Source organism: Bacteroidota bacterium, assembly GCA_039821555.1.
Lineage (GTDB): Bacteria > Bacteroidota > Rhodothermia > Rhodothermales > Rubricoccaceae > JBCBEX01.
The window spans coordinates 174,186-198,899 of the sequence record JBCBNX010000004.1 but is presented as its reverse complement, the minus strand read 5'-3'; the positions used below and the strand labels follow the sequence as shown (position 1 = coordinate 198,899).

The window sequence follows — 24,714 nt, the reverse complement described above, 5'->3', positions numbered from 1 at the left end:
GCATCGTGGCTCTGGGATCGCGGGGCGCCGGGGTAGGCTATCATGGAGCTTCGTGTCTCCTGCTCCACCGTGCCATGCGTTTGCGTCTCGGCTGCCTCGCCCTCCTCATCGCCATGCCCCTCGCTGCACTCGCCCAGTCGCCCGACCCTTCGTTTGAGGCGAGCACGTTCGAGGCGACGATGCCGGTCGCGCTCAGCTACGCGCTCGTGCTGCCGGACGGCTACGACGATAGCGACGCGGCGTGGCCGCTCGTCCTCTTCCTCCACGGCTCGGGTGAGCGCGGGGACGATCTGTCCCGCGTGGCGATCCATGGCCCCCTGAAGGAAGTCCGCGAAGGCCGTGCGTTCCCGTTCGTGCTCGTCGCGCCGCAGCTGCCCGCCGACCGCCCGCGCTGGGAGGCCCGCGAGCTCGGCGCGCTGCTCGACCACATCGAGGCGACGCACCGCATCGACCCGACGCGGGTCTACGTGACGGGCCTCTCGATGGGCGGCTACGCGACGTGGGACCTCGTGATGCACTTCCCGGACCGCTTCGCCGCGGCGGCCCCGGTGTGCGGCGGCGGCCTCCCTTTCCGCGCCCCGGCCTTTGCGCAGACGCCGATCTGGGCGTTCCACGGCGCGCTTGACCCCATCGTACCGCTGGAGCGCTCCGCTGAAATGGCCCGGGCCGTCAACGCCATGGGCGGCGAGGTGAAGCTGACCGTCTACCCCGAGGCCACCCACGACGCCTGGACGGCGACGTACGCCGACCCCGCGTTCTACGCATGGATGCTAGACCACCGCCGCGAGGGTGCGACCTCTGAGAGCGAGTAGACGTCTCTGGCTAGCCCGCGCGCAACAGATCGAGCGTGCAGGCGGCCGTCCACGAAAAGTCGCCACCGCCGTAGCCCGTGCTCAGCGTCGCGGCGACGGACTTCTGCGGCTCGAAGTATTCGTAGAACCCCAGTGTGCTCACCAGGTCGATCAGGTCGTCCCGGACGAGCTGGGCCGTGTCGAGGAAGCCGTAGCGCTTCAGGCCGGCATGCACGAGCCAGTTCATCTGCGGCCAGATCGGACCGCGCCAGTAGCGCTTCGAGTCGAACAGCGGGCTATCCACGTCGAAGCTCGGGCAGAGATAGTGCCCTCGGTCGTGTAGGTCCAGCAGGTACGCGTTGAGGTGCTGCGCCTGCTCCGCCGAGGGAACGCCCGCGTAGAGCGCCGTCAGGCCGCCGATCTCGTTGTGGGCGATGGGGTGGCAGCCGCGCACGTCGTAGGAGGTGAACGTCTTTAGGGTCGGATTCCACAGCTTCTCTCGGAAGCGCGGCAGGGCCTGCTGCTGCCACTCCTCCACCTCGCCCACGTCCAGCCCCAGCCGCTTCCCGAGGGCGATGAGGCTCTGGTTCGACCGGATGAGCACCGCGTTCATCAGCGTGTCCTGCACCAGGAACGGGCTCTCCTTGAAGATGCCCGCCTCGTCGTAGCGGTGCCGCTTGCCGAGCAGCAAGAGGTAGACAAACCGGTCGTACTGGGCCGACGTGGGGCGCTCTTCAGAGGCGGCGTGGCTCGTGTCCCGCCGCTCGTACGTCGGCAGCATGCCCGCTTCGATCGTGATGCGGTCGAGGGAGGCGTCCCACAGGGGCGAGTTGTCGCGGCCCGACTCCCACGGGTGGAAAATGAAGGCGAGCCCCTCGCGCTCCGGGTCGCGGTGCGTGTAGAAGAAGCGGTGGCTGCGGACGATCTTCGGGACGAGCGCTTTCGCAAACGCGATCAGGTCCTCGTCGTTCGGGTGCTTCTCCAGCAGGTGCTCCAGGACGAAGCCGTGCACGGCGGGCTGCGTGATCCCCGACGTCTTCGGCCGCTGCGGCGCGCCTGCGTTTACGTGCGCGTCCCAGAAGTCGTGGTTGGGGAAGTAGGTGTCCTCGGTTTCGCTGTGGAAGAGGATGTGCGGCACCATACCGTTCTCCCACTGGCCGGAGAATAGCGACGCCAGCTCTCGGATCGCGTAGTCGAGCCGGACATGGCTGTGGCCGAGGCTCGTGAACCCGGAATCCCAGTTCCACTGGAAGGGATAGAGCCGGGCCGTGGGGATGGTGAATCCGTCTTTCCAGTTCCCCTGGAGAACGCGCTCGGCGTCGTTGGCGAGACGTTCGACTTCGGCGGGCGACATGGCACGGGTGGTGAAGGACGAGGCACAGCGATACGGCTCCGGCTCGGCGTCCTCTGATGTATGGATACAACCTCAGATGTGTGGACACAGCGAGGCCGTGGGCTCTTGCTGGGGCACGCAGCCAGAGCGGAGCTACTTGCAAGCTACTCGCGCCCTCGAAAACGATGGGGACGATACGGTGGAGCACGCGCGGGCGCGGGCGTGGGTCGAAACGATGCCCCCAGAAGCGCGCAGGCGGTGTGCGCTGGCGCACAGTCGAACGAGACGCTTCGGGCGAAACGGGGGGATTTGGCCCCCGCCGGGGGCTTGGTGTGCCGGTTGCGAAGCGGGACGTGAGTCCCAACAACCCACTGCAGCCCCAACCATGATCCAGCTTCGCGGCATCGAGCGCTACTACTCCTCCGGCTTCGTCAAGACCTACGTCCTCCGCCACGTCGACCTCGACATCGCCGAGGGCGAGTTCGTCACCATCATGGGGCCGTCCGGCTCCGGCAAGTCGACGCTCCTCTACATCCTCGGCATGCTCGACGGCGCCACAGACGGCACCTACGAGTTCACGGGCGAGCGCGTCGACAAGATGAACGAGCGCAAGCGCACCGACCTTCACAAGCGCCACATCGGCTTCGTCTTCCAGAACTACCAGCTCATCGACGAGCTCACGGTCTACGAAAACATCGAGACCCCGCTGCTCTACCAGGGCGTCAAGGGCGGCGAGCGCAAGGCGCGCGTGGCGGCCATGCTCGACAAGTTCGGTATCGTCGCCAAGCAGAAGCTCTTCCCGCACCAGCTCTCGGGCGGCCAGCAGCAGCTCGTCGGCATCGCGCGCGCCGTGGTGGCCCGCCCCTCGCTCATCCTCGCCGACGAGCCGACGGGCAACCTCAACTCGGCGCAGGGCGAACAGATCATGGAAACGTTTGCGCAGCTCAACGCCGAGGGCACGACGATCATCCAGGTGACCCACTCCGAGCGCAACGCGGAGTATGGCAACCGCACCATCCACCTGCTCGACGGCAAGGTGGTCCCCGAGACGCAAGCGCAGCTGTAGGGGTCGGGAGTCTAGGGTCATGTGTCGAGGATCTGCCTTGCACACGACCCCAGATCCACGACTCGTGACCCACGACCTATGATCCAGAACTACCTCCTCATCGCGCTGCGGACGTTGCGACGGCGGCGCGGGTATGCTTTCATCAACATCGCCGGGCTGGCGGTGGGGATGGCGTGCTGCGTGCTCATCCTGCTCTTCGTCCGCGACGAGCTCGGCTACGACCGCCACCTCCCCGACGCCGAGCGGCTGGTCCGCCTCCAGACCGCGTGGGGCGGCTTCTCTCTCCCGTCGACCAACCTGCCGATGCTGCGCGCGGTTGAGGACGCCTACCCCGACCTCCTCGTGGCGCCGCTTCTCAACTGGGGCGGACGCGTGGGCTATGAACCGGCCGACGGCACGCCCGTGCAGTTCCAGGAGGACGACCTCTTCATGGCCGAGCCCTCGTTCTTCGAGTTGTTCGGCTTTGAGATGGTTGAGGGCACCGCCGACGTGCTCGCCGAGCCCTACCAGGTCATTATGAGCGAGGGCGCCGCGCGGCGCTACTTCGGCGACGCCGACCCGCTGGGCAAAACCATCCGGCTCTACAACCAGATCGACGCGACTGTGGCGGGCATCGCCGCCGACACGCCCGCGCAGACGCACTTCAACGCCGAGGTCATCGCCTCGTGGTCGACGCTCCAAGCGGCAACGCAGTGGGAGGACGCGCCCACGACCAACAACAACGGCGTCTACGTGTACCTCCGGCTGCCCGATGGCACCGCGCCGGCCGACTTCGACGCGCAGCTCGCCACGCTGATCGACGAGCGCTTCCCCGGCGACGAGTGGAACGGGTCGACGCTGACGGCGCAGCCGGTCGTGGACATCCACCTCCACTCGACGCACAACATGGAGCTGGCGGCCAATAGCGACGCCGCCTACGTGACGCTCTTCCTCGTGATCGCGGGCTTCATCCTGCTCGTGGCGTGCGTCAACTTCATGAACCTGGCGACGGCGCGCAGCGCCGACCGGGCGCGGGAGGTCGGCGTGCGCAAGGCCATCGGCGCACGGCGCAGTCAACTGGTCGGGCAGTTCCTCGCCGAGTCGGTGGTGCTCACCGTGGTGGCGCTCGTGATCGCAGTGGCGCTCGTGGCGGCGGTGCTGCCCGCGTTCGAAGTCTTCGCCGGGCGACCGCTCGACGTGAGCTTGCTCGACCTCCCCGTGATCGGCGGCATCCTCGGCGTCGCGCTCGTGACGGGCGTGCTGGCAGGGAGTTACCCGGCTGTGTTCCTGGCTGGCTTCCGCCCTGCCCAGGTCCTGCGCGGGGCGTTCCGGTCGAGTCGCCAGGGCGCGACCCTGCGCAAGGGCCTCGTCGTCTTCCAGTTCGTCGTGTCGGCGGGGCTCATCCTCGCCACGCTCGTCGTCTACAACCAGCTTCAGTTCCTCCAGTCGACGAGCCTCGGCTTCGACCAGGAGCGCGTGGTGGTGGTGCCCGCGGGCACGCCGGGCGAGCTGTCGCTGACCTCGTTCATCGACGCGCTGGAGAGCCAGCCCGGCGTGGCGCACGCTGCGGCGTCCTCGGAGCCCTTCCCGAGCGAGCTGCTGGACGGCACCGGCACCTTCTTCGAGGTGGCCGACCCCGATGCCGTGGACCGCTGGGTGCCCACGCGCACGATCTCCGTCGGACATGGCTTCTTTGAGACGGTCGGCGTCGAGATGCTGCATGGGCGCGCGTTCGACCGGGCGCGGCCCGCAGACTCGTCGGGCTTCGTGCTCAACGAGACCGCAGCGCAGCAACTCGTCGAGCTTTCGGAAGGACGCGCCTCCACGATGGCCGACCTCATCGGCATGCGCATCGGGAGCAACGGCGTCGGGCCGCTGCTCGGCATCGTCAAGGACTTCAACATGTCGACGCTGCACGAGGCGATCGAGCCGATGGTGTTCTCCATCGACCCGAGCGACTACAACCACGTGGTCGTGCGCCTGGACGCGGGCGACCCGGACGCGGCGCTGGCGTCACTCCGGGAGACGTGGCCGCAGTTCTTCCCCGACCACCTCCTGGAGGTGACGTTTGCCGACCAGGGCTTCGCGGCGCAATACGCTGCCGAGGCGCGGCTGGGGCGGCTCTTTCTTGCCTTCTCGCTGCTGGCGGTGCTCGTAGCGTGCCTGGGCCTCTTCGGGCTCGCAAGCTTCACCGCAGAGCAGCGGCGCAAGGAGATCGGCGTGCGCAAGGTGCTCGGTGCACGCGTGCCTGGCCTCGTCGCGCTGCTCTCGCGCGAGACGGCGCTGCTCGTTGCCGTCGGCTTCGCGTTGGCCGTGCCGCTGGCCTGGCTTGGCATGAGCCGCTGGCTCGACGGCTTTGCCTACCGCACCGAGATCGGCGTGAGCACAGTCGCGCTCGCTGGCCTCGTCGCGGTCACGGTTGCCCTCGCCACCGTCAGCGTCCAGGCGCTGCGCGCCGCCACTGCCAACCCCGTCGATTCGCTGCGCTCCGAGTAGCCCGCTGGCGCAGCGTTGCAGGTCGTAGGTCCTGGGTCACAGGCCTGAGACGACCCGATACCCACGACTCTTGACACCCGACCCGAGATGATCAAGAACTACCTCCTCGTCGCTTTCCGCCGCCTGCGCCGCCGGCCCGGCACAACGGCGCTGCATGTCGGCGGCCTCGCGGTGGGACTGCTGTGCTGCCTCCTCGCGCTGCTCTATGTCCAGGACGAGCGTTCCTTCGACCGCCACCACGAGCATGCCGAGCGCATCGTGCAACTCGCGCAGGCGCGGCAACTCGGCGACATGACCATCAACTTGATGAGCATGGACGAGGACATGGTGGCCGCGCTGCGCAGTGAGGTGCCGACCGCCGAGGCCGTGACCGTGCTCGACGACGAGTCCGGTATCGCGCGGCGCCCCGGGGGCGAGGGCGTGACGGTGGAAGAGCTTGCCTTCGCCGACAGCGCCTACTTCGACGTGTTCACGCTCCCGCTCGTGCGCGGCGATGCGACGGAGGCCTTCCGCGCGCCCAACGAAGTCATTCTCACGGAGTCGATGGCGGTGCGGATCTTCGGCGACCCCGACGCTGGGGGGGCAGATCCGATGGGCCAGCCGCTGGAGGTGCTTCGCACGGGCTTCCGCATCAAGGACGACACCCCGCTGGCGCTCACGGTGGTTGGCGTCGCAGCAGACCCGCCTGCGACTTCAACGCTCGCTTACGACCTGCTCATCTCGGGCCTCACGCCGGTGACCTACCGCAGCGGCGGAAGCGGGGCCCGACTCGCCGGCGGTGGTCCCACCTTCGTGCGGATGCGCGCCGAGGCCGACTCCGCAGCGCTTCGGACGGGCGTTGCAGCGTTGCTCGACACCGACAAAGGTGGCTTCGGCACCTTCGCTGGGGCGCGGGCGATCGCGCTCCTCGACCTTCACCGCACGGGGCGCGCAGGCGGCGTGCGCTTCGTGGTCCTCTTCGCCACCATCGCGGCGCTGGTGCTGCTGCTGGCGTGCATCAACTACGCCAACCTCGCAACGGCACTCTCGCTGCGCCGCGCCACCGAGGTGGGCGTACGCAAGGTGCTTGGCGCAGGGCGTCGCCAACTCGCGGGGCAGTTCTTCGCCGAGGCGCTGCTGCTGGCTGGCGCGGCGGCCCTCGTTGCGCTCGCCGCGCTCTCGGTGGTGCTCCCTGGCTTCAACGCCTTTCTCGGCAAGGCCATCGGCCTGGGCGCCTTCCAGCCGTGGCTGCTGGCGACCTTTGCGGGGGTCGTGCTCGGCGCCGGGCTACTCGCTGGAGCCTACCCGGCCCTCACGCTCGCGCGCTTCCGCCCCGCCTCGGTGCTCAAGGGCGACACGGTCCGGGGGCGCGGTGGCCAGCGCATCCGCCAGGGCCTCGTGGTCGTGCAGTTTGCCACGACAGCGGTGCTTCTCGGCGGGACAGCCATTGTCGCAGAGCAACTGCGGTATGCGCAGACGCGCGACCTCGGCTTCGCGGGCGACCAGACGGTCCTCTTTGACCTCAACGCGCTCGGGCTCGCCGCCGACCGTGAGGCGCTGCGCACCCAGCTCGACGCGCTCAGCGCCACGACGGTGACGAGCCTCACCTCGGGCGTGCCGGGCCTCGTCAACACGATGACCACCTTCGCCCCGACCGGGCAGGAGCACGGCTCGCCGGACGACATCCAGACGTGGATGATCGAGGCCGACGAGGGGCTCGCCGACGCCTTGGACCTGCACCTCGTCGCCGGGCGCTGGCTGCGGCCCGACGAGGCGGAGGGCTCCGTGGTGCTCAACGAGACAGCCGCGCGCGACCTGGGGCTCATGACCGACGACCCCGAGGCTGCCCTCGGGCAGGCGCTGGACGGCCGTGCGTCCCACACCGTCGTGGGCGTGCTCTCCGACTTCCACTTTGCCGACCTGCGCGACGACATCGAGCCGCTGGCCGTCTTTGCCGAAGACGAAGTCGGCTACCACAACCTGCTCGCCGTGCGGTTGGCTTCCGACGACCTCCGCAGCCACCTGGACGCCCTCGAAGCCGCGTGGGCCGAGATCGCCCCTGGTACGCCGTTCGCCCCGCAGTTCCTCGACGACCGCTTCGCCGAGCAGCTCGCCGACGACCGCACGCTGGCCGGGCTCGTCGGCGGCGTGGCGAGCGTGGCCGTGCTGCTCGCGCTCTTCGGGCTGCTGGGCCTCTCCGCCTATGCCGCCGAGCAGCGCACGAAGGAGATCGGCGTGCGCAAAGTGCTCGGCGCGCGCGTCGGCCACCTCGTCGGCCTGCTCGCGAAGGACTTCGTGGCGCTCGTCGGCATCGCGCTCGTGGTGGCCGTGCCCGTCGTGGTCTTGCTCGCCCGCCGCTGGCTCGACGACTTCGCCTACCCGGCTCCGGTGCGCGCGGAGGTCTTCGTAGCCCTTGCCATCGCCATGCTCTTCATCGCTGCGGCGACGGTGAGCGTCCACGCGCTCCGCGCCGCCACCGCTGACCCGGTCCGCACACTCCGTCACGAGTGACCACTTCGGTCTCCGAAGGCCCATGCTCCAGAACTACTTCCTCGTAGCGCTCCGCCGTCTTCGCCGGCGTCCGGGCACCACGGCCCTCCACGTCGGCGGCCTGGCCATCGGGCTGCTCTGCTGCTTCCTGGCGTTGCTCTACGTACTCGACGAACGGGCCTATGACCGCCACCACGAGCACGCCGAGCAGGTGGTCCGCCTAGGCGAGCAGGTTCGCGTCGGCGACATGACGATCAACGCGACCAACACTGACACGGCAACCTTGGACGCCATCCGCCTGGACCTTCCCGGTGTCGAGGCCGCGACCGTGTGGGAATGGGACGGGACCGCCCTCGCCCGGCGCACCGGCGCAGAGGCTGTCGAGATCGAGCACCTTGTCTTCGCGGACGCGTCGCTCTTCGACGTGCTGACCGTCCCGGTTGCCCGAGGGGTTCCGGCCCTGGCTGAGCCGGGAGCGGCGCTCATCACCGAGTCGCTCGCGGCAACGCTTTTCGGCACGGCAGACCCGATCGGGCAAACGATCGACGTGACGCGGACAGGGTACATGACCCGACAGCTCGACGAGGTGACGCCCCTCTCCGTCACCATCTCGGGCCTCCTCGCCGATCCGCCTGCAACCTCGTCCCTCAGCTACGAGCTCATCGTGGCGGGGACAACGCCCATCGAGACGCACGACGGCGTGGTGGCAGCCCTGGGCGAGGGTGGCGAAACCTACCTGCGCCTGTCTGCCATGGCTGATACGACGGCCCTAGTCGCCCTCTTGGAGCAGCGCGCCGAGACGGAGCCGCGCCCGTTTGGAGAGTTCGTGGGCGTGTTTCTGACTCCGCTCCTCCAGCTGCACTACGGCAGCCAGCTCGGCGGCGTCGAGGCGCTTAGCCTCTTTGCGACGCTGGCGGCCCTTGTGGTCCTGCTGGCGTGCATCAATTACGCCAACCTCGCCACGGCCTTGGCCGTCCGACGAGCCACCGAGGTCGGCGTCCGCAAGGTGCTCGGCGCCGGACGACGGCAGCTTGCCGGGCACTTCTATGCCGAGTCGCTCCTCCTCGCCGCGACGGCCGGGGTGGTCGCGCTCGCCCTGGCAGCGGCGGTTCTTCCCCTCTTCAATGCCTTTACAGGCAAAGCCATCACCCTGGGCAGCCTCGGGCTAACGGGTGCTGGCATATTGGGCGGCGTCGTGGTCGGGACGGGCCTGATCGCGGGGGCCTACCCGGCGGCCACGCTGGCTCGCTTCCGCGCGGCGGCTGTGCTCAAGGGCGAGCGTCTGCACGGACGCGGGGGGCGCCGCCTCCGCCAGGCGCTCGTCGTGGTGCAGTTCGCCACGACGGCCGTGCTCCTCGCAGGGGCTGTGCTGGTCGCCGAGCAACTCCGCTACGCGCAGACGCGCGACCTCGGCTTCCGCGGCGACCAGACCGTCGTGTTTGACTTGGACGCGCTCGGGATAGCCAGGCAGCGCAACGTGCTGCGCGACGCGATGACCCCGTTGACCTCCGTCCAGGCCGTAAGCGTGGCCTCCGGCCTCCCCGGCGACGTGGCCGCGCTGGCACTCTTCTCGCCCCTCGACACCGCCGGGGATCGCTCGGACGACGCGCAAGCCTGGACCATCTCGACGGACGCGGCCTACCTCGACGCCACAGGCTTGAGCCTGAGCGCAGGCCGCTGGCTGCGCCCCGGCGAGGAGGGCAGCGTGACTATCCTCAACGAGCGGGCCGCGCGCGATCTCGGGCTGATGACCGACGACCCCGCCACCGCGATCGGCCAGCAGATCAGCCGCTCCCACGCCAAGGACACCGGCATCGAGGTGATCGGCGTAGTGTCGGACTTCCACTTCGCGAGCCTACGCCGCGAGATCTCGGCGCTCAGCTTCATTCCGCTCGGCGACGGCATTCCCTTCAAGTCGCTCCTCGCTGTGCGCCTCGACGCTGACGACCTTCCGGGCGGCCTCGCTGCCGTGGAGGCTGTCTGGGACGAAGCCTCGGGCGGAGTCCCCTTCGTGCCTCAGTTTCTCGACGCCGCGTTTGCCGAGGAATATGCCGAGGACCGCACGCTCGCTGGGCTCGTCGGGGGCATTGCTCTCGTGACGGTGCTGCTTGCGCTCTTCGGGCTGCTGGGGCTGAGCGCGTATGCCGCCGAGCAACGGCGCAAAGAGGTCGGGGTGCGCAAGGTGCTCGGCGCGCGCGTGAGCCACCTCGTCGGGCTGCTCGCGCGCGACTTCGTCGTGCTCGTTGGGCTTGCGCTCGTCGTGGCCGTGCCCGTTGTGGTCGTGCTGGCGCAGCGCTGGCTCGAAGACTTCGCCTATCCCGCCCCCATCCGCCCTGAGGTCTTCGCCAGCCTAGCCCTCGGGATGCTGGCGTTCACGGCGGCGCTGGTCAGTCTACACGCGCTGCGCGCGGCCGCCGCCGACCCCGTCCACACGCTGCGCCACGAGTAGGCGATCCGCGACACCCAGCGAACCCATGCCCACAAACCACCTCCCCGTCACGCTCGGTAGCCTCCGCCGCCAGCCTGCCTACACGGCCATCAACACACTGGGGCTGGCAACATACTGGGGCTGGCGATCGGTCGAGCGCGCCGACGATCCCGTCTAAGTGCGTTCGTTTCGCTATGATTCCTCCCGTGCCCTCCGTTTTTCTCCACTGCCCTTGATTTCTGCCATGCGCCCTTTCCTCCTACTCTCGCTGCTCCTCGCTCCGCTGGTGTTCGCTCCGCCGTCGTCCGCTCAGGACATGGTCGCCCAGGCCGACTTCGACGGGGTGCGCGCCGCGCTCGACCTCTACCTTCAAGGCCATGCCACGGGCAACGGCGACTTCATGCGCGAGGCGTTCCACGAGGATGCCAAGCTGTTCTGGATCGTCGACGGCGAGGTGCGCCAGCGCACCGCGACCGAGTTCGCCGCCGCCTTTCGAGGCGAGCCCGCCCCCGACGAGGCCGAGCGCGAGCGCCGCATTGTGAGCATCGAGGTCACCGGCAACGCGGCCATTGGCGTGATCGAGCTCGACTACCCGACCGTCAAGTTCGTCGACTACATGTCGCTGCTGCGCGTCGGCGACCGCTGGCTGATCGTGAACAAATCGTTTCAGCGGATTTCGAAGTGAGGTCGCACGTCGGAGGCGCTGCCTCCGCTGACCTTCAACCTCCGGCCTAGAACTCGTGACCCATGCTTAAGAACCTCCTGACCATCGCCCTGCGCGCCTTCGCCAAGGAGCGTACGACGTCGCTGCTCAACGCCGGAGGGCTTGCCCTCGGGCTGGGGTGCGTGTTCCTGATCGCGCTCTTCGTGCGGCACGAGCAGAGCTACGACCGCTTTCACGAGCAGGCCGATCAGATCTACCGCGTGACGGAGTTCTACGAGGAGAATGGGGTGATGCAGGAGCAGTCGGCTGCCGTGCAGTGGCCAGTCGGCCCGACCATGCAGGCCGACATCGCGGGTGTGACGGCAGTGCGGTTCTACCAGACGTGGCAGAAGACGCCGCTGCTGGCCTACGAGCCGGATGCGCCCGGCCAGCCGGATGCGCCCGGCCAGGCTCCACGCCGGTTCTACGAGGAGCAGCTCTTCTTCACCGACCCGACGGTCTTCGAGGTCTTCGACGGCTTCACCCTGCTGCGCGGCGATCCCGACCGGGCGCTCGCCGAGCCCCAGACCATCGTGCTCTCGGAGGCGACCGCGCGGAAATACTTCGACGAAGCGGACCCTCTCGGACGCACCCTCGTCTTCGAGGATACGCTCGCCTTTACCGTTACCGGCATTCTCGCGGACACGCCTGCGAACGCCCACTTCCAGATCGATGCGCTCGCCTCGGTTCTGCAGACTGGGGCTATCTTTGCTGCGACAGGCAACCAACTGAGCTTCGAGGGCTGGTACTGGAACCCCGTTCACACCTACGTCCGCTTCGACGAGGGCGTGGACGCTGCGGCGATCGAGCGCGATGTGCTCCCTGGGTTCGTGGACCAGTACTTCCCCGAGGTGCTGCTGGGTGGCCTCACGTTGAGCCTGCAGCCGCTCACCGACCTCCGGCTCCGCCGCGACCCGCGCTTCCGCGAGCTCTACCAGGAGATCGGCCCCGTCGGCAGTTCTGAGACCGTGCGGCTCTTCGGTTGGATCGCCGTGTTTGTGCTACTGCTCGCGGTGGTGAACTACACCAACCTCGCCACCGCCCGCTCGATGCTGCGGGCCAAGGAAGTGGGCGTGCGCCGCACGCTTGGGGCGGGCCGTAAGGCGCTCACGGGGCAGTTTCTCGCGGAGGCCCTCCTGGCAAGCGCGGTGGCTGGCGGCATTGGCCTCTTGCTCGCGACCATCGCGCGGCCCGGCTTCGAGCGGATCGTTGGCGCGCCCGTACCGCTGGTTGGCTTGCTTGATCCGGTGTTCCTGGCGTTCGCCGCCGCGCTGGTCATCGGGACTGGGTTGCTGGCGGGGCTGTATCCTGCGTTCGTGCTGAGCAGCTTCCGCCCTGCCGACGTGCTGCTCGGCAAGGGCAGCCGAGGCGCGGGGGGCGCGGCGTGGCTGCGGCGCGGGCTCGTCGTCGGGCAGTTTATCGTCACCATTGCGCTCCTCGCCGGAGCCGCCGTGGTCGTGCAGCAACTTCGGTTCCTGCAGACCAAAGACCTCGGCTTCGAGCAGGAGCAGATCGTGATGATTCCGATCCGGGGCACCACGGTCAAGGACGACTGGGGGCGGTTCAAGGACGCCCTCCGCGAGGTCCCGGGCGTGGTGAATGCCTCCGCGGTCTCCGATATGGTTGGCGCCGACGCGCCGATCCGCGGCTTCGGCACGCCCAACGGCTCCACGGACGACGCCGACGTCGTGCAGGTGCCCAGCCTCTTCGTCGATCCCGACTTCGCGGAGACGTTCGATGTCACCATCGTCGAGGGACGCGACCTCGCCTCGGACGACGAGGGGCGCCCCGACACCAACCGGCTGCTCATCAACGAGACGCTCGCTCGCGACCTGGGCTTCCTCGGCAACGTGGCGGCCGGGCACACCCTGGCCGACGACGAGATCGTGGGTGTGGTCGCCGACTTCCAGATGGAGGGGCTCCGGCGGGCGCAGCGGCCCCTCGTCGTGAAGGTGGAGCCATGGTGGTATGCGTTCGCTGCCGTGCGCCTCGCGCCGGGCGATGCCCGGGCCACGATAGCCTCCGTCGAGGAGCTGTGGCAGCGCTACGAGCCCGTCCGCCCCATGAGCTACACCTTCCTCGACGAGAACCTCGACGCGCTCTACAAGACCGAGGCGCGGCTAGCGACGGCCGTGGGGGCGTTCGCGGCGCTTGCGCTCGTGGTGGCCTGCCTCGGGCTCTTCGGCCTCGCGACGTTTACGATCCAGCGCCGGACGAGGGAAATCGGCGTGCGTAAGGTGCTCGGCGCGTCCGTACCAGGGCTCGTACGGCTGCTCGCGCGGGACTTCGTGGTGCTCGTAGCCGTGGCGTTCGTGGTCGCGGCGCCGGCGGCCTGGTTCGGGCTCCACGCCTGGCTCGACGGCTTCGCCTACCGCGTGCCCCTCTCGGCAGCACCGCTCGTCGCGGCGGGTGTGCTCGCGCTCACGATCGCGCTGGGAACGGTCGGCGTGCAGGCGTGGCGGGCAGCCGCGTCCGACCCGGTGAAGGCGCTTCGGGCAGAGTAGGACGTGGCGTGCGAGCACACGCGACCGGGCGCCCCAACGCGACGCGTATGTTGGCGGCGTCCTCACCTCATGCTGCCCGTCGCCTCATGCTCTCTCGTCTGCTGCTCGTTCTCGTCCTGCTCGTCTTCTCGTCGCCGAGGGTTGCCGCGCAGGTGTCGGCCACGCCGCCGCCGGTGCGGGCCGACAGCGGGATGGTCGTCGCCGCCGAACGCCATGCGGCCGAGGCGGGCTTGGAGGTGCTCCGCGCGGGCGGCAACGCCGTCGATGCGGCGGTCGCGACCGGCTTTGCGCTCGCAGTGACGTTCCCCGTGGCCGGCAACATCGGCGGGGGCGGCTTCATGGTCATCCGCCAGCCCGACGGCAGCGCGACGACCTTCGACTACCGCGAGACGGCCCCCGCCGCGGCCACGCGCGACATGTTTCTTGACTCGACGGGGGTGTTCGTGCCGGAGCGCTCGCAGCGCGGCTACCTCGCTTCGGGCGTACCGGGCAGCGTGGCCGGGCTGCTCCAGGCGCACGAGGCCTACGGTCGGCTCCCGCTCGCCGACGTGCTCGCGCCCGCGATCCGCCTCGCCGCCGAGGGCTTTCCGCTGAGCCGCCGCCAAGCCGCGCGCTTCACCTTCTACCGCCCCCGCTTCTCCGCTTTCGAGGGCACCGCACGCTACTTCGTCAACACGAGCGCACCCGACAGCAGCTACGCCGAGGCTCACCTCTTTGTGCAGACCGACCTCGCCAACGTGCTCCGCCGCATCCGCGACGACGGTCGCGACGGGTTCTACCGCGGCGAAACGGCCGACCTCATCGTGGAAGAGATGCAGCGGGGCGGTGGGCTCATCACGCACGGGGACCTCGCGAGCTACCGCGCCGTCGAGCGCGCGCCGGTCGTAGGGACCTACCGCGGCCACCGTGTGATTTCGATGCCGCCACCGTCGTCGGGTGGCGTGGCGCTGGTGCAGCTGCTCCGCGCCGTCGAACCGTTTAACGTGGGCGCGATGGGCTTCAATTCCAGCGCCACGATCCACCTCCAGGCCGAGGCCATGCGCCGGGTCTACGCCGACCGCGCCGAGTGGCTCGGCGACCCCGACTTCACGCCCGTACCCGTCACCGACCTGACCAGCGTCGACTACGTCCGCGGCCGGATGGCCGACTTCAATCCCCATCGCGCCGACACGAGCGAGACGGTGACCTACGGCGATCCCCTCGCGGGCGAGTCGAGCGAGACGACGCACTACTCCGTCGTGGACGCCGACGGCATGGCGGTGAGCACGACGACGACGCTCAACGGCGGCTACGGCTCGCTCGTCGTAGTGGACGGTGCGGGGTTCTTCCTCAACAACGAGATGGACGACTTCGCCGCGGCTCCGGGTGTGCCGAACATGTTTGGGCTTGTCGGCTCCGAGGCGAACGCGGTAGCGCCTGGCAAGCGGATGCTCTCGTCGATGACGCCGACCATCGTGGAGGACCCCGACGGGCGGCTGCAGATGGTGATCGGCTCGCCCGGCGGCGCGCGCATCATCACGACGGTCTTCCAGGTCATCCTCAACACCATCGACCACGGCATGAACATCCAGGCAGCCGTCGCGGCGCCGCGCATCCACCACCAGTGGCTCCCCGACGTGCTCTTCGCCGAGGACCGCGCCCTCGCGGCAGACGTAGCCATGGCACTTCAGCAGCGCGGCTGGACGCTCGACGAGGGTCGCCGCTGGAGCCGTGCCGACGGCATCGTGGTCGCCTACGAAGAGACGGAAGCGGTCGTGGATCCGTCCGGGCTCACCGACGGCGAGGCGCAGCAGACGCGCCGCGTGCTCTTGGGCGGAGCCGACCCGCGCGGCGAGGACGTGGCGATGGGCTACTGAGTGCTGGGGTACAAAGGGCCGTAACTCTGCCGGAAGCGGGGGCGTAGGGCACCGAGGCCCTTCTCCCCATGCCCCGCTTTTCTCCCCAGGATACCGACCTCCGCCGCTTCATCGAAGCCTACTGGGTGCTCGACGCACGGCATGGGCTCGTACTCAGCCCGGAACCGGTGCACACGTTCCCATCGCTGGCTGCGGAGTTTGTGCTGGGACTACGCGGCACGCTGGTGCTGCACTACCACGGGCGCCGGATCAAGGTCAACGAGAGCGTAGCGTTCGGCTATATCGATGGAGGCCTCACGGTGGACGCGCGCGGCGTCGAACGGGCCATCGTGGTGACGCTGCAGGCGCGGGGACTGGCAGCGCTCGCGCCCTTCGCGGCCGTGCCGCTGCCAGCGTTCGCGGACGAAACCATCGTCGCGGCCCACGATCTCTTTGGGGAGGCTCTCGCTCCGCTTGAACGCCACCTCGACGCGTGTCCGCCCGACCGGATCGCGCCCGTCCTGGACGCGTGGCTCCGGTCTCGCCTCGACGCGCGGCGAGCAGGTGTGGTCGCGGAGGTCGCGCCGCTGCTGCGCCCGGACACGACGGTCGCCGACCTGACGCGGCTCACGGGGCTCTCGTACAGCACCCTCGCGCGGCACTTCCGGGCCGCGTGCGGGCTGCCGCCGAAGCGCTACCTCCGGCGCCACCGCTTCCGCCACGTCCTCGATGCGCTGCCGTCCCGCGCCGACCTTCCACCCGACTGGCTCGACTTCGTGGCCCACTTCGGCTACCACGATCAATCACACCTCATCCGCGACGTGCGGCACTTCACGGGCCTCACGCCGACCGCGCTGCACGCCCTCGCCACCGCACCCGTTGTCGGCGAAGCGGCCCACGGCGAGCACGCACCCGTGACGAAAATCTACAAGGCATAGCGCCCCCTGTCACCCGATGTTGCTGCGGGCACTGCGCCGCGCCTGAGCCCCTCACCCGTGTCTCTCATGCTCCACCTCGAAGGCCTTACCAAGGTCTACCCCGGCCCCGTCTGCGCGCTCAGCGATGTCACCCTCACCATCCCGCGCGGGATGTTTGGGCTGCTCGGCCCCAACGGCGCGGGCAAGTCGACGCTGATGAAGATCCTCGCCGGGCTGCTGGAGCCGACGGCGGGCCGCGTGACGTTCGACGGCATCGACGTGACGGCGCACCCGGAGCAGGTGTGGCCGCGCCTCGGCTACCTCCCGCAGGCGTTCGGCTTCTACCCGAACCTCACCGGGGAGGCGATGCTTCGGCACGTCTTGCGCCTCAAAGGTGTGCACGCCCAGGCCAGCGAGAAACAACTCGCGGCGGCGCTGCTGGCGCGCGTCAACCTCACGGCCGCGGCGAAGCGCAAAGTGAAGACCTACTCGGGCGGCATGCGGCAGCGCCTCGGCATCGCGCAGGCGCTCGCGGGCGACCCGGACTTGCTGATCGTCGACGAGCCGACGGCGGGCCTCGACCCGGAGGAGCGGCTCCGGCTCTACCGCCTCCTCGCCGACCTCGCCGCCGACCGCGTGGTGCTCCTCTCGACGCACCTCGTGGACGACGTGGCGATGCTGTGCCCGCGCTTCGCGGTGATGCGCCAGGGCCGCCTCATCGCCGAGACAACGCCCACCGACGCCCTCGCCCGCCTCGACGGCGCGCTCTTCGAAGGCACCGCGCGCCCGGACGACCTCCCGCGCTACACCGGGCAGATCGCCCGCGCCTACCTCGTCGCCGGGGAGCATCGCCTCCGCCTCCACCTCCCCGACGGCAGCGCGCCGGAGGGCTTCCGCCCCGTCACGCCGACGCTGGAGGACGCCTACCTCGTGCTGATGAACGAGGCGGCCCGTGCCGACACCCTTTCTCGTGAGGCCACTTCTCGTGAGGCCACTTCTCGTGAGGCCACCGCGTGAGTGTTTCTTTGAACCGCACCCTGGCCGTCGCGCGCCTCGACCTGCGCGCGCACCTCGCCAACCCGCTGCTGTGGGTGATGGTCGCGCTCGCCGTGCTCGCCACGATGAGCCTCAACGGGACGACCGCGCTCGGCGGCGATGCGGACGAGATCGGGTCCGATGGGCTGCGGCCGTTCGTGAACTCGCCCTACGCGGTTGCCTGGCTCTTCAGTCTGGGCGGCTTCCTGGCGTATCCGTTCTTCGCGGGCCTGCTCGGCGGTCTGACCGTCCTCCGCGACGACGAGGCGCGCGTGGGGCCGCTGCTCTTCAGCACGCCGCTCGCGCCGGGCGAATACCTCGCAGGCAAACTCGCGGGCGTTGTGGCGGCACTCGGGGTCGGGTTGCTGGTCCACCTCGTCGCGCTGATGGTCCACGTCCAGTTCCTCGTCGAGCCGGGCGCGACGGACATTCGCGGGCCGTTCCGGCTGGGCAGCTACCTCGTCCCGTTCCTCGTCTTCGCCGTGCCGACGATGTGGACAAGCGCGGTGCTGGCGTTCGTCGTGGGTACTGCGTCGCGGCGTCCGCTGGCGGTCTATGCGGTTCCGATCACGATGGTGTTGGGCGTGCTGTTCTTCCTCTGGACGTGGCGTCCCCCTGGCCTCGATCCGGCCATTGATCAACTGCTGATGGTGCTCGATCCGTCAGGGCTGCGATGGGTCTACCAGGTACTCGTCGCCGGGGACCCTGGCGTGACATACTACAACACCGCGCCGCTGGCTTTCGACGGGACGTTCTGGCTCAACCGGCTCGTGTGGGTCGTCGGGCCGCTGCTCGGGCTCGTGTTCGCGCTCCGTCAACAGCGCGCCATCGCCACGGGCGCGCGAGCCGCGACGAAACCGAAGCGGCGGTGGCTCCGCCGTGCATCTGCAGTCGACGACGGCGAGCGAGGCGAGATCGGGCTATTTGCGCCGCTGCGGGACCTTGGCATGACGCAGCGTCGGCCCGGCTTCTGGGCGAGCGTCGGGCACGTCCTCCGCGCGGAACTTCGGGAGATGGCGAACCAGCCACTCGTCTACGTCGCGCTGCTGTTCGTGGTGCTGCTCGTCGGCGAGTTCGCGACCGAGCAGGACGCGTTGGGTGCCCCAGCGCTGCTCACGGCAGGCACAATGGCCGTTGGCTCCATCGAGGTGCTCACCGTGCTCGGGAGCCTGCTGCTGCTCTTCACGCTCGTCGAGTCGGTGCGGCGCGAGGCGCGGACGCGCTTCGACGGCATCCTCTACGCGATGCCTGTGCGGACGGGCGCGCTGCTCCTGGCGAAGGGCCTCGCGAACGGACTCCTGATCGCGCTTCTGATCGCGGTGTGCGGCGTGGCGAGCCTGATGTTCCTCGCAGGCCAGGGCATCGCCCCGCTCGACCTTGGCCCGTTCGTGAGCGTATGGGGACTCGTCCTCACGCCGACGTTCCTCGTCTGGGGCGCGTTCGTGGCAGCGGTGCTCTCGCTGACGGGCAACCGCTTTGCGACGTACGGCATTGGGCTGGCCGTGCTCGCGCTCACAGCGTACGCGTTCGCGTCGGGACGGATGACGTGGGTGGCGAACTGGCCGCTCTGGGCGACGCTACGCTGGAGCGACCTCGGCTGGATGCCGCTCAACGACGGCGCGCTGCTCTTCAACCGTGCGCTGATGCTGGCGCTCACCGTCGCATTCGCCGCTGCCGCGTGGCGCTGGTTTCCGCGCCGCGACTACGACGGCGCGTGGTGGGCGCATTCTGCCGGGATCCTGAAACGCAACGCCGTCGGCGCGCTCGGGCTGATCGCGCTGCCGCTGGCGCTGGGCGGGACGCTCGCCTACCAGGTCCGCACCGGCTTCCAGGGCCAGGCCGCGGAGGACTGGGCGACGGCCTACTGGAAGGCGAACTACGATGTGTGGAGCGACATCCCGCCGCCGACCGTCGCGCATGTGGACCTGCGCATCGACCTCCAGCCCGCCGACCGCCGCCTCGACGCGACGGGCACCTACACCGTCGTCAATGGCTCCAATGCGCCGATGGCGCAGGTGCCGTTCACGAACGGCTACGGCTTCAGCGAGGTCGCCTGGTCGCTGGACGCCGGGGCGTCGCCGCCTGTGGAACGTCGTCCTGGCCTCGACGTCGTCACGCTCCCAGCGCCGCTCGTACCAGGCGACAGCATCGCCCTGAACTTCGCCTACGCGCTCACCTACCCGCGCGGGATCACGCGCAACGGCGGCGGCACGGCGCACTTCCTGCTGCCTGAGGGCGTGCTGCTCTCAACCTACCGCGGCGAGTTCGTCCCGATTCCTGGCCTCATCGAAGGGCTTGGCGCTCCAGAACCCGCAGAGCCACGTGTCTATCCCGACGGCTGGTGGCAAGACTCCCTCGCCACGCTCGACGCGCTCGCGCCGCCCTTCACGGCAAGCCTCGAAGTCCGCGCCCCGCGCGCCTACACCGTCACGTCGGCAGGCGTCCGCACCGACTCGACCGCCGACGCCACGCACACCACGGTCGTGTGGGAGACGGACCACCCCGTCCGCGCTCTCAACCTGATGGCAGGGAAATGGGACGAGGCCGCACGTCCCTACGACGGCGGCACGAACGCGGTCTACCACCACCCGAGCCATAGGTACAACATCGAGGCGATGCTGGACGCGATGGCGCTCGCGCGGACGCACTACAGCGACTGGTTCGGCCCCTACCCGTGGCGCGACCTGCGTATCAACGAGTTCCCCGACCTGCAGACCAACGCGACGGCGTTCCCGGTCAACATCAGCATGAGCGAGAGCGCGGGCTTCCTCACGCGCCCGCCGGGAAACGCGGACCAGGCCGCTGCAAACCTCGCGTTCATCGTCACCGTGCACGAGATCGCGCACATGTGGTGGGGGCATATCGTTGCGGCGGCGCAGGGACCGGGAACGGGCGTGATCGTGGAGGGGATCGCGGACTACGCGACGTTGCTGCTGATCGAGGAAGCCTTTGGCGAGGCTGCGCGGATCGCGTTCGCCGAACGCCTCGAAGCCCGCTTCCTGCGCGGGCGTCGCGCCGCCACCGCCGTCCCGCTCGTGGACACGCGCGAGGGGCGTGACGAGGTCGCGATCTACAACCAGGGCGCGTGGGCGCTATGGATGCTCCACAACCACCTCGGCCGCGACGCGATGTTCGATGGGCTCCGTGCATTCGTCGCCGAGCGCCGCGACAGCCGCGACGCACCCGCACTGCAAGACCTCCTCGCCGACCTGCGCCCGTATGCGGCCGACTCGACGGCCTACGACGAGGGGGTAGCGGCCTGGTTCGAGAGCATGGCGCTCCCCGCGTTCGCCTGGACCGAGGTCGAGATCGAACAGACGTTTCGAGGCCGCTACCAGCTGACGGCCACGCTCGAAAACACCGGCGATGGGTCTGCCACGGTCGTAGTCGCTGCCACGTCCGGCAACCGCTCTGCCGACGACGGCGACTATGCCGAGGCTCGCCAGACGGTCACGCTCGCTCCGGGGGCCTCGCAGCGGCTATCGTGGACGCTCCGCACGCTGCCGGAGCACCTCGTCGTGGACCCGGACGCCCGGGTGCTGATGCGCGACCGCGACCAAGCAAAAGCCGACGTGTGAACCCCAGCCAGCATGGGCTAAGGAAGGAGCTCGTACGGGACGGCTAGCGTGTCGCCCGGCACGGAAATCACGCCCATCGCGATCAGGAAGAACGTGGCGATGAAGAGCAGCACGCCGACCGTGATGGCAATCATGAACACGGTGTAGGACGTGCGGAGCAGGGCGTACTTCTCGTTCAGCACGCTTCCGAGCCCGTGCAAATCCCGGATCATGTTCCGGTAGATGTCCTCGTTGCTCGACATCAACTGCGCCATACCCTCCTCGTAGTCGTCGCGCCTCATGTTGGCGAAGTGACCGAAGAACAGGATGTTATAGCCCTTCTGATTGATCTGGTCGAGCGACACCGGCTCCCTGCTCACGCGCGGCCGCGCCGACCGGATCGCGAAGATCATCGAGATCAGACACCCCACCATGAGCACCGAGGTGGGGATCAGCAGCCACGGGTTGGAGTCGATCTTGGGTGAGATCGCACCCAGCAGGATGGGCAGGATGAGGCCGTTGATCGAGATCATGATGTTGGCCTTGGTGTCGGCGATCGCCGAGAGGTCCATGTGGACGCGGTAGTTGCTGCGGAACATCGTCTCGATGCCACGGCTCGTCCCGAATTTGGCCGCGGGGTCCTTCTTGGCGCCTGCTTTGGTCTTGTCGAGGGAGGCGTCCTTGCTGCCCTTCGCTTTCGCCTTCTTCTTTTTCTTGGTCTTCTTCTTCGCTGCGGGCGGGTCTGCGTCCGGCGAGCCCACCGGCTCGGGCGACGCCGCGGCTACGGCTTCCACGTTGTCCGAGCCTGCAGCTTTGCCGGTCTGGGCGTCCGACTCAGGCATCACGTCTCCCTCCTGTTCCTTCAACGAGTGGGAAGCCGCTTCGTCTGCATCCGACCCATCTGGACCGTGCACACTGTCACCGCTCGACGCTGCGGGGAGGCGCGCGCCTTTGCCTTGGGTAGCGTCTGGTTCAGCGGGGGTATGGTCGGCTACGGGTTCCATGCGTGGGTACAGCAGTGCAGGGGTGGTGGTGCACGGTGCAGGCTACGAGGACATCACGGCCCTCAACGCAGCCGTTCGGCGATGCCTTCGAGCGTGTCTGAGAGCGACGCCAGCCGGCTCGCCGTCCCGGCATCGCTGGCCGCACCGTTGAGACGACGGGCGAGGCTGGTCAGCGCGTCCGACGTGTCGGCATCGCGCCCGTCGTCGTCGAGCGCCGAGGCTGCGGCACCGAGCGCCGCATCGAGCTCGCCCGCAACCTCCGCGTCGAGCGCTTCGTCGCGGTTCAGTTGGTCGAGGTAGGCTCGCGCGACGACGGGGTCAGCGGGCCACGTCACGGGGAACTGCTGCTGCGGGTTGAACGCGCCGCCCTGGTCGGCGAGCGCCGCTGCCGCGATCTCGTTCTCGCTGAGGAATTCGCTCGGCTGCAGCGCGAACACGTCGAGGCCGCGGACGATCTCGGTGCCGTAGATGCGGCCTTCGTAGAAGTACGTCGACCAGTAGCCGCCCAGCACGAGGATCTCCTCGTGGATCGGGCCACGGTCGAAGTAGGCAATCTCGAAGGGGTTTGTGGAGTCGGTGAAGTCGAGGACGGACACGCCGCCCTGGTACCACGCCTGCACGAAGATGTCGCGGCCCGGCACGGGGACGACGGAACCGTTGTGCGCCACGCAGTTCTCCTGATCGAGTTGCGGGGCGGGGATCTTGTAGTAGCCGCTGAACTCCATCGTGCCGTCGACGATGTCGTAGATCGCGTTGGCGCCCCAGTCGAGCGGGTCGTAGGTGCGGCAGCGCGGGCGGCTGCCCCCGCCCCACTCGTCGGTGAAGAGCACCTTCGTGCCGTCGTTGTTGAACGTCGCCGAGTGCCAGTAGGCGAAGCCCGTGTCCGTGACCTCGTCGATGCGGACGGGGTTCATCGGGTCGCTGATGTCGAGGAGGATGCCGTTGCCCGAGCACGCGCCCGCGGCGATGCCCGCCGAGGGGAAGACCGTGATGTCGTGACACTCGTCCGTCGGCCGCGTGCGCTGCGTGCCGTCGCCGTGGTCGCCGCCTTGCCAGAGGCCCGCGATCTGGCCGGACTTCGGGTCGGCAAACACGGTCGGACTGTGGACGATGCGCGCGCGGCCAGGGTCGGCGACCGGGATCTCGACGACGTCGATGCGGAAGAGCGCCGTGCGGTCGTCGCCGGGCGACTCCCCGAAGCAGCCGTCGAGCTCCTCGGTGTCTCGCACGGACGAGGTGCCGGAGTTGTAGACGACGACGCGCTCGTCGTCGGCGTCGACGATGGAATGGGTGTGCGAGCCGCGGCACGTCTGCACCTGGCCGACCTGCACCGGGCGGGCGAGGTCGCTGATGTCGAAGATGCGCAGGCCGCGGAAGCGCTCGGCGCTGATGTCCTCCGCAATGCCCTGCCGCCCGCAGTCGACGCGCCCGCGCGTCTGCTCGACAGACATGATCAGCAGGTCGCCCACGATCGACACGTCGCCCTGGCCGCCCGGGCACACGATGGAGCTGAACAGTTCGGGCGCGCCGTCCTCGGCGAGCTTGTAGACGTTGAAGCCGTGGTAGTTGCCCACGATCAGGACGTCGTCGGAGAACGCCATGTCCGTGTTCGAGAAGCTCAGCAGCGGCGAGCGCTCGCCCCACTCGGTGCCCTCGTTGTCCTGCTCGTCACCGCTGCGCCCCTCACTATCGTCGTCGGCGCTGTCGTCGTCGTCCTGGGGCACCACGGGCGGCAGGTTCGCCGGATTCGCGGGGTCGAAGAAGCCGGGCGGCTTGGGCAGCGTGGCAACGTGGCGCAGGTTGCTGATCGCCTCGCCGGCGTCGTCGAAGCCTGCTGCGAGGCCCGAGCGCGGGTCGGCGGAGAGATCGACGAGCATCGCGTTCATCCGCTCGATCTCGGCGGTCTGGTCGTTGACGATGTCGGTCGTGAAGTCGAGCAGGATCGGGTCGTAGGCCGAGCCGGGCTGGGCCAGCAGGTCCTCGACCATCGTCAGCGCGCCCTCATGGTGGGTGATCATGAGCGTGAGGAACAGCCGGTCGAACGCGGCCCCGTCGAGCGTGGCGAGCTCGGCCATCTGCTCCGGCGTGGCCATCCCCGCCATCTGGTGCCCCATGTGCATGTGATGGTGCGCCATCGGGTCGGGCACGTCCTCACCGCGCTCGGCCAGCCAGCCCTGCATGAACGCGATCTCGTCGGCCTGCGTCGCATCGATCTTGGCCGCGATGGCGGTGACTGCGGGGTTGTTCGTGCGCGCGCCGACCAGCGCCACCATCTGGACGGCCTGGTTGTGGTGCGGGATCATGTCCTGCATGAAGCGCACGTCGTCCGGCGAGTAGCTGTTCTTGGCGATCTCGATGGCCTCGTCCGCGCTCAGGTCGCGGGCGGTCTCGCCGGGAGCCCCGGGCTGGACGATGGGCACTTGCGCCCATGCAGCGGCGAATAGCGCGGGTACGAGCAAAAGAGTAGCAGCGAGGAAGACACCGAGACGGACTGGATACATCGTGATCATGGGCTATGTGATCCTGGGCTATGTGATCCTGGGCTATGGGCGGCGAATAGCGCGGTAGCCCATGATAGCACCGGCGCCTCCCTCGGC

At 68.9% G+C, this 24,714-nt stretch carries 15 protein-coding genes; 12 read left to right on the top strand and 3 right to left on the bottom strand.

What is annotated here, in order from left to right; all coding sequences use genetic code 11:
* The first annotated feature begins 74 nt into the window (after window positions 1-74).
* A complete protein-coding gene (locus AAFU51_06790; GenBank protein ID MEO1570959.1) occupies window positions 75-812 on the top strand; it encodes a prolyl oligopeptidase family serine peptidase in 738 nt (245 codons plus the stop codon).
* 10 nt (window positions 813-822) lie between these two features.
* Here AAFU51_06790 and AAFU51_06785 read toward each other — a convergent pair whose 3' ends face one another.
* Window positions 823-2,145 (bottom strand): trehalase family glycosidase, encoded by a 1,323-nt coding sequence (locus AAFU51_06785; GenBank protein ID MEO1570958.1) that lies wholly within the window; start codon window positions 2,143-2,145, stop codon window positions 823-825.
* A gap of 364 nt (window positions 2,146-2,509) precedes the next feature.
* Here AAFU51_06785 and AAFU51_06780 point away from each other — a divergent pair, with 364 nt between their 5' ends.
* The 11 genes from AAFU51_06780 (at window position 2,510) to AAFU51_06730 (ending at window position 21,134) form a co-directional block, all read left to right on the top strand.
* Window positions 2,510-3,190 carry an ABC transporter ATP-binding protein gene (locus AAFU51_06780; GenBank protein ID MEO1570957.1) on the top strand — a complete coding sequence of 227 codons (681 nt, stop codon included), beginning with the start codon at window positions 2,510-2,512 and terminating at the stop codon, window positions 3,188-3,190.
* A 78-nt stretch (window positions 3,191-3,268) separates the two neighbouring features.
* Complete coding sequence (locus AAFU51_06775; GenBank protein MEO1570956.1) at window positions 3,269-5,665, top strand: ABC transporter permease; 2,397 nt, start codon at window positions 3,269-3,271, stop codon at window positions 5,663-5,665.
* Window positions 5,666-5,752: 87 nt separating this feature from the next.
* A complete protein-coding gene (locus AAFU51_06770; protein MEO1570955.1) occupies window positions 5,753-8,155 on the top strand; it encodes an ABC transporter permease in 2,403 nt (800 codons plus the stop codon).
* 22 nt (window positions 8,156-8,177) lie between these two features.
* A complete protein-coding gene (locus tag AAFU51_06765) occupies window positions 8,178-10,583 on the top strand; it encodes an FtsX-like permease family protein (protein ID MEO1570954.1) in 2,406 nt (801 codons plus the stop codon).
* Window positions 10,584-10,608: 25 nt separating this feature from the next.
* Window positions 10,609-10,740: a hypothetical protein gene (locus tag AAFU51_06760; GenBank protein MEO1570953.1), complete on the top strand. Its 132-nt coding sequence runs from the start codon at window positions 10,609-10,611 to the stop codon at window positions 10,738-10,740.
* Between the two features lie 66 nt (window positions 10,741-10,806).
* On the top strand, window positions 10,807-11,247 hold the full coding sequence (locus AAFU51_06755) for a nuclear transport factor 2 family protein (GenBank protein ID MEO1570952.1): 441 nt from the start codon (window positions 10,807-10,809) through the stop codon (window positions 11,245-11,247).
* A 62-nt stretch (window positions 11,248-11,309) separates the two neighbouring features.
* Complete coding sequence (locus AAFU51_06750; protein ID MEO1570951.1) at window positions 11,310-13,769, top strand: ABC transporter permease; 2,460 nt, start codon at window positions 11,310-11,312, stop codon at window positions 13,767-13,769.
* An 86-nt stretch (window positions 13,770-13,855) separates the two neighbouring features.
* A complete protein-coding gene (ggt, locus tag AAFU51_06745) occupies window positions 13,856-15,625 on the top strand; it encodes a gamma-glutamyltransferase (protein MEO1570950.1) in 1,770 nt (589 codons plus the stop codon).
* Between the two features lie 68 nt (window positions 15,626-15,693).
* The gene (locus AAFU51_06740; GenBank protein MEO1570949.1) at window positions 15,694-16,542 is read left to right on the top strand and encodes a helix-turn-helix domain-containing protein; all 849 of its coding nucleotides are present in this window, start codon (window positions 15,694-15,696) and stop codon (window positions 16,540-16,542) included.
* A 66-nt stretch (window positions 16,543-16,608) separates the two neighbouring features.
* Window positions 16,609-17,538 (top strand): ABC transporter ATP-binding protein, encoded by a 930-nt coding sequence (locus tag AAFU51_06735; GenBank protein MEO1570948.1) that lies wholly within the window; start codon window positions 16,609-16,611, stop codon window positions 17,536-17,538.
* Window positions 17,539-17,546: 8 nt separating this feature from the next.
* Window positions 17,547-21,134: a M1 family aminopeptidase gene (locus tag AAFU51_06730; protein MEO1570947.1), complete on the top strand. Its 3,588-nt coding sequence runs from the start codon at window positions 17,547-17,549 to the stop codon at window positions 21,132-21,134.
* 17 nt (window positions 21,135-21,151) lie between these two features.
* On the opposite strand, the gene AAFU51_06725 is transcribed toward AAFU51_06730, so the two are convergent.
* Both AAFU51_06725 and AAFU51_06720 read right to left on the bottom strand, forming a co-directional pair.
* Entirely contained in the window at window positions 21,152-22,117 is a 966-nt protein-coding gene (locus AAFU51_06725) for a Pycsar system effector family protein (GenBank protein MEO1570946.1), read from the bottom strand.
* A gap of 62 nt (window positions 22,118-22,179) precedes the next feature.
* Entirely contained in the window at window positions 22,180-24,618 is a 2,439-nt protein-coding gene (locus tag AAFU51_06720) for a DUF305 domain-containing protein (GenBank protein ID MEO1570945.1), read from the bottom strand.
* Window positions 24,619-24,714 lie beyond the last annotated feature (96 nt).